6 protein-coding genes are annotated in these 6,697 nt (G+C 37.7%); 5 read left to right on the top strand and 1 reads right to left on the bottom strand.

Features of this window, described 5'->3' with window-relative positions:
- The first annotated feature begins 54 nt into the window (after positions 1-54).
- Positions 55-255 (top strand): hypothetical protein, encoded by a 201-nt coding sequence (locus ON09_RS09740; protein ID WP_010600874.1) that lies wholly within the window; start codon positions 55-57, stop codon positions 253-255.
- A 46-nt stretch (positions 256-301) separates the two neighbouring features.
- Here the strand turns inward: ON09_RS09740 and ON09_RS09735 are convergent, their stop codons facing one another.
- Entirely contained in the window at positions 302-619 is a 318-nt protein-coding gene (locus ON09_RS09735; RefSeq protein WP_039842144.1) for a carboxypeptidase regulatory-like domain-containing protein, read from the bottom strand.
- Between the two features lie 470 nt (positions 620-1,089).
- Here ON09_RS09735 and ON09_RS09730 point away from each other — a divergent pair, with 470 nt between their 5' ends.
- From ON09_RS09730 to ON09_RS09715, 4 genes are all read left to right on the top strand, one after another.
- The gene (locus ON09_RS09730; protein ID WP_029204250.1) at positions 1,090-1,620 is read left to right on the top strand and encodes an AAA family ATPase; all 531 of its coding nucleotides are present in this window, start codon (positions 1,090-1,092) and stop codon (positions 1,618-1,620) included.
- Positions 1,621-2,198: 578 nt separating this feature from the next.
- A complete protein-coding gene (locus tag ON09_RS09725; protein WP_010600871.1) occupies positions 2,199-4,571 on the top strand; it encodes a TonB-dependent receptor in 2,373 nt (790 codons plus the stop codon).
- Between the two features lie 108 nt (positions 4,572-4,679).
- Positions 4,680-5,312 (top strand): thiamine phosphate synthase, encoded by a 633-nt coding sequence (locus tag ON09_RS09720; RefSeq protein WP_010600870.1) that lies wholly within the window; start codon positions 4,680-4,682, stop codon positions 5,310-5,312.
- Positions 5,313-5,688: 376 nt separating this feature from the next.
- Positions 5,689-6,669, top strand: a complete 981-nt coding sequence (locus ON09_RS09715) for a hypothetical protein (protein ID WP_157258907.1) — start codon at positions 5,689-5,691, stop codon at positions 6,667-6,669.
- Positions 6,670-6,697: the final 28 nt, after the last annotated feature.

The raw sequence follows: 6,697 nt of genomic DNA, 5'->3' as shown, positions 1-6,697 counted from the left end.
ATGCAGCAAGTTTTGTGGTACTGAATTACACTGTAGCTAAAGATAAAAACAAAAGTGTATTATATCACCAGAGGATTGAAATCAGATCAAAAGGAAGCTACAGAAAAAGCTGATTATGCGGTACTGGATGGCGCTGATGCTGCAACCTTTGAAATGATCAATAGTAAAGAATACCGGGATAAGAATAGAACATGGACAATTGCCAGGGAAGGAGAAAAGGTAGAATATAATATGCCAGAAGGGCGCACTAAATAGCTGTTAATCTGTTGCGCAGATTAACAGCTGCATGTTTAAATCGAACCTATTGTTGGAGTTTGATTTCGCCTAAATCTGTTGTAGCGCTGTCTTTTACAGCAACCTTTTCAATTGTGGCATCCTTGTAAGGTGCATTGGCTTTTATCCAAACAGTATAAACACCTTCCTTCAAATTGGTGAAGGTGAACGCTCCCTGACTAACCTGAGCTTGTAGTGTATCCGTGCCGGCAACCAATGAAACTCCTGCTATGGCATCAGTTGGCGTTACTCGTCCAACTATTCCACCTACTTTAATGTAACTAAACGCAACAAAGAAAATGGTTGAAACCATTAGTGCTGTCAAAAATAATCCTAACTTTTTCATTTTATAATGATTAAATGGATGAATCTTTTGGATAAACATGTGGCAAATTAAATTGTTTGTTGCAGAATTAGCACAGTATCTAAAGGCTAATCAAATGGCTGTCTGAATTTTCATACAGCCAAATCACACTTGCACTAAAATAGTAGCTTTAAGGCGTTAACAAAGCGTTAAAATCAGATTAGAATGTAACATTACTATAGTGTTGATTGCACACGAAGTCATGCTTTCGTCACGAAAATGCTATACGCCAATTATTGGCAATAATGTTGTAATAAGCTGAACATATATGCGTTTTGTATATACTTTAGAAAAAGATCTAAAGCTTCCTCGCGGTTTAGTTACCCGCAATGAGGATTTCTTCATAAATAGTTTGTTTGGTTTATTATCCGGTTAGAGGAGCCCTCCTCAACCGGATTTTTTCTTTTAAGGGGTTTTTCTTTTACATTTGGCGCAATCGTTAATTAAGCATTGTGAATAAACCAATCAAAAAAATAGCTATCGTCGGACCAGAAAGTACAGGCAAATCGACCATGTCTCAATTGTTGGCTAAACATTACAAAGTTTCATGGGTGCCAGAGTATGCCCGCTATTATTGCGAAAACCTCATCGCACCTTATACTTTGCAGGATGAAATAAATATGTACTATGGTCAGGTAGCTTTAGAAGATGCGATTTTAGTTACAACAGAAAACGATTTTATTATTTGCGACACCACCTTCGTGACTGTAAAAATCTGGAGTGATGAAATGTTAGGTGAAACGCCACAATTGGTTTTAGATGCTTTGCCAAAAAGACCTTATGATCTCTACTTGCTTATGGATATTGACTTGCCCTGGCAGGATGATCCGTTAAGGGATTTTCCTAATCAACGCGAATATTTTATGGAGGTTTGGCACAAAGAACTAAAGGCTTTAAATGCCAATTATAAAGTAATAAGCGGATTGGGAGATCTTCGCATTCAACATGCTATTGAGGCAATTGATGAATTTTTAGCTTTATAAATTTGGAAAGCAATGGTACGGCTTTTAAGATATTGTTCCCGCCCCCCGCTTCTGCCACAATGAAAAATTGTGGGCATCTCGCTATGGTCGGGTTTAGGTGGCCACATCGCTGCACAAGTTGAAGTAAGCTAAACCCGATTAAAATGAAAATCCTTTTTATATTTTCAAAGTTGCTAACCCCGATGGACAAAATGCTATTAGGGTTAGCAACTTAATATAAAAAGACTGTAATGTAAGCGGGGCGAAATTAACCGACAAGGGATAAAGATTGCTTTTCAAAAAAGATTATCTACCATTTTAGCACAATCTTCACATATTTTTCTACATTTGCGACATCATTAGGGGTGCCTTGTTTGTTATAAACACAAAAACGGGCTGAGATCATACCCATTTTAAGTAAAAGGTGAAATGTTTAAAGTGAAAAGTTTGGATCATGCAAACTTTCAGCTTTTAACCTTCAACTTTTAACTTGAATGCACCTGATCCGGGTAATGCCGGCGTAGGGATTGGAGTTATGGAAGTTTAACTGAAATCGGGAGTACCCCTATTTCCGATGGGTTTAACTAAAGACAAAAACATTGAAAAATTTACTTTTTGCAGCACTTGTTGCAATGTTGCCTTTCTTTGCATGGGCACAAAACTCGGTTACAGGAAAAGTGACCGATAATGATCAAAATGCCTTGCCTGGCGCTACGATTAAAATTAAAAACCAAAAAACATCTGTAATTAGCGATGCCAACGGCAATTTCACCATAGGCAATTTGGCTAACGGGAATTACACTGTTCTGGTAAGTTACGTAGGTTATAGATCTCAAGAAAAATCTATCAATCTAACAGGAAATTCAACGCTAAATTTTGTTTTAGTACAGCAAAATTTTTTGGCTGACGAAGTGGTGGTAAGCGCCACACGGGCATCCAAAAATTCGGCAACCACGTTTCGAAACCTGGATAAAGCTGAACTGGCAAAAAATAACCTCGGCCAGGATTTGCCGTATTTACTTAACCAAACACCTTCGGTTGTGGTTACATCCGACGCTGGTGCCGGAGTAGGTTACACCGGTTTACGGATTCGTGGCAGCGACGCCACCCGCATCAACGTTACGCTTAATGGCATTCCTTTAAACGATGCGGAAAGTCAGGGCAGTTTCTTTATCAACTTGCCCGATCTGGCTTCATCGGTCGATAACATTCAAATTCAACGTGGTGTAGGAACATCTACAAATGGTGCAGGTGCTTTTGGCGGGAGTTTAAACATCCAAACCACTACCCGCCGTGATTCTGCTTATGCAGAATTAAATAATACTTACGGTTCGTATGACACGTGGAAAAACACCGTAAGCGTGGGTTCAGGTTTAATTGCAAACAAATTTACTTTCGATGGCCGTTTATCACGAATCGAATCTGACGGTTATGTTGACCGTGCTTCATCTAACTTAAAATCATTTTTTGTTTCTGGTGCCTATTACGGAAAGAAAGATATTCTTCGTGCCAACGTATTTAGCGGAACGGAAAAAACTTACCAGGCCTGGAACGGAATTAGCGAGGAAATGCTGGTTACCAACCGCAGACACAATGATTTTACTTACGATAACCAAACCGATAACTATCAGCAAGATCATTATCAATTATTCTATACCAGAAACATTACCAATCAGTTAGTAGCCAATGCGGCCCTACATTATACCTATGGAAGAGGTTACTACGAAGAATACAAAGAAGATCGCAAGTTATCTGATTATGGAATCCCGGCTGTAGTGCTTGGTGGGGTAACGCAAATTACTTCTGATCTGGTGAGAAGGCTTTGGCTGGACAATGATTTTTATGGTGTTACCTATTCTTTAAATTACACGCCGCAAAATGATTTAAACTTTGTTTTAGGTGGTGCTTACAATGAATATAAAGGCCGCCACTTTGATGAAGTGATATGGGCGCAATTTGCCAATTATGATGGCAGCGGCTCTATCCGCCATCGCTATGACGACAATGATGCTTTCAAAACCGATTTCAATATTTTCGGCAGGGCAAACTATCAGGTAGATCAATTTAACTTTTTTGCCGATTTGCAATATAGAAGAGTGTATTATTCATACTTCGGTATTGATCCAAATGGCAATCCCGGACAACAAAATGCAAGCCTGGATTTTTTCAATCCAAAAGCAGGCGTCACTTATAACTTCAGTGATAAGAGTAACGTTTATGCATCTGTTGCCGTAGGAAATAAGGAACCAAACAGAAGAGATTTTACGGATTCGAATGTCAATAGCCGCCCGAAACCGGAAAATTTAACGGATGTAGAGGCGGGTTATCGTACGCAATTCTCGAATGTGAGTTTGGGCATAAATGGTTTTGCCATGTTTTACAAAGACCAACTGATTAATACTGGAAAGCTGAATGATGTGGGTGGACAAACCCGTCAGAATGTGCCAGATAGTTACCGAGCAGGTATTGAAATTGATGGAAGATGGCAGATTATTAAAAATCTATCGTGGGCTGCAACAGCCACTTTCAGCAGGAATAAAATTAAAGACTTTACTGAATTTATTTATGATGATGCTAACGGAGCTTTAACTACTTTTAACTACAACAACACGAACATCGCTTTTTCTCCCTCAATCATCGCGTCAAGCGAGATTAATTACAATGTTTTGCCAAATGCCAGCGTAGCATTTTTGAGTAAGTATGTAGGCAAACAAAATTTAGATAATACTTCTGCTGATACCAGAATGCTATCGAGTTTCTTTGTAAACGATATCCGTTTAAGTTATAACACACCGCTTGCCGGAATTAAAAATGTGGGTTTGAGCTTATTGATCAACAATGTTTTTAGCACATTATATGAAAGTAACGGTGGTACATATCCCTATTTATATGCTGGCGATTTAAGCCGATCTAACTATTATTATCCTCAGGCCACCCGCAACTTTCTACTGAGTTTGAATGTGAAGTTTTAGGGTAGAGCGTAAATTCATTACATTCGTCATTATGAGGCACGAAGCGATCTACAAAGCAAATTAGATTGTTCCGTACCTCGCAATGACGATTTTGCATTTAACCAGCATATGAAATACATTGAAAAACTTCAATACATTACCCATGATTTGCCTCATCTTACTCACATCGAGCAAACACAACTTGCCTGTGAAGCTGGAGCCAAATGGATCCAGTATCGGTGTTTAAGTAAAACCGATGAGGAACTTTTGGCGGACATTAATGCCATTGCCGAAATTTGTGATGACTGGGGAACAACACTTATTGTTACTGATCACATTCATTTAAATGGCAAAGCCGATATTCAAGGTTTTCATATTGAGGATGTAGATGCCGATTTTGTTGCTTTGCGGAAAATGGTTGGCAATGATATAACGTTGGGCGGTTCAGCAAACACCGTTGAAAATTTAATCAGACTAGCCAGTGAAGGTGCGGACTACGCTGCTTTCGGACCGTATTCTACAACTGACACCAAACCAAATGATTTTCCACTTTTAGGCATTGGCAGTTATTCGAATGGCATATCTCATTTAAAAGATTTAAATATCGAATTACCCATCATCGCTGTTGGAGGAATCAAAATAGGTGATGTGGAAGATTTGATGGAAACTGGTATTCATGGCATTGCGGTTTCTAATGCTATTTACGCTGCCGATGATTTCATTGAGGCTTATCAGGATTTTTATGACGCAGTGAAAATTTAACGAAACTTAGCCATTGATAACTTTTATTGTTGTGTAAATGCTAATTTGAAATTCATCCAAATCTAAAAACATGCACTCAACTTCTAATTTAACTTCCTGGAGTCCAGCTAAAAAGATTTCGTTTCGCTTTTTTTTTATCATTTTGACGTTGTTCATTTTTCTAAATAATAACGGTGCATTTTTGTACGCGGAACATCTTTTCCATTTTCCAACCCTATGGTTGCACAAAATTATCCCTTGGTTTTCGGTAAATGTTTTAAACTATAATTATGACGTTTCTATATTTCCAAATGGGAGTGGCGATACATCATACAATTATGTTCTGCTGCTTTTTATTTTCTTATTGGCAGCCCTCGGTAGTTTAATTTGGTCAATTTTGGATAGAAGAAGAAAAAACTACAGTAAATTATATTATTGGCTCATTGTTTTAGTTCGTTTTTATCTGGCCTTTACATTAATGCGTTATGGTTCTGTAAAAGTTGTTCAATTGCAATTTCCTCAACCTAGTTTGTTGCGGTTATTACAGCCACTAGGTGAGATGTCACCAATGGGTTTAGCTTGGACATTTCTTGGTTTTTCTAAAGGCTATAACATATTTATGGGAGTAATTGAAGTGCTTTCTGTCCTACTTCTTTTTAAGAGGACGATGATTATTGGAGCATTTTTATCACTAGCTGCGAGCGTTCATGTAATGGCCGTGAACTACTTTTTCGATGTGCCCGTTAAAATATTATCTTCAGCTTTGGTTGTAATGGGCTTATTTATTTTAGCACCTTACATTGCTACCATCCTGCGCTTTTTCTTAACCTACCAACCACAGCAATTATCACCATTACAAATTCCTGTATTTAAAAGAAGATGGCAGCTTATTGCTTTTAGGTCGTTTAAATACCTGTTCATCATTTGGACAATTGGGTTAATGGTTAGCCATGCCTTCTTCCAACAATATAGCTTTGGCGCATTGGCTCCAAAGTCACCATTATATGGCATTTACAATGTAGAAAAGTATATTCTCAATGGAAAAGAAGTACTGCCTCAGCATGCTGATCAAAATAGATGGAAACAAGTGGTTGTTGATTGGAAAGACTACATTAACATTAGAACAATGGATGATAACAAAGCATATTTTAACACCACTATAAATGTAAAGAAAAAGCAAATAGAAATTAATTCTAAAAATACTGAATCAACTCAATATAAGTTTAAATACGCTTTCAGAAATGATAGCACATTAATTTTTAAGGGATTGAAAGATCAAGACTCATTATCTATTACGCTAAAAAAATACGACCTAAAAAAAATAACCCTACCTAATAGAGGATTTCATTGGATAAATGAATTTCCGTATAATCGATGAGATAATTTTGAAGAAATTGAGTAACTCA

This window comes from Pedobacter agri PB92 (assembly GCF_000258495.1).
Classification (GTDB): Bacteria; Bacteroidota; Bacteroidia; order Sphingobacteriales; family Sphingobacteriaceae; genus Pedobacter; species Pedobacter agri.
The sequence above is the reverse complement of the archived record's forward strand: the minus strand, read 5'-3'. Positions and strand labels throughout refer to the sequence as shown.

What these genes read in the sequence shown, in the direction of transcription:
- ON09_RS09735 (WP_039842144.1), bottom strand. Translation starts at nt 619, where the DNA reads ATGAAAAAGTTAGGATTATTTTTGACAGCACTAATGGTTTCAACCATT.
- ON09_RS09720 (WP_010600870.1), top strand. Translation starts at nt 4,680, where the DNA reads ATGAAATACATTGAAAAACTTCAATACATTACCCATGATTTGCCTCAT.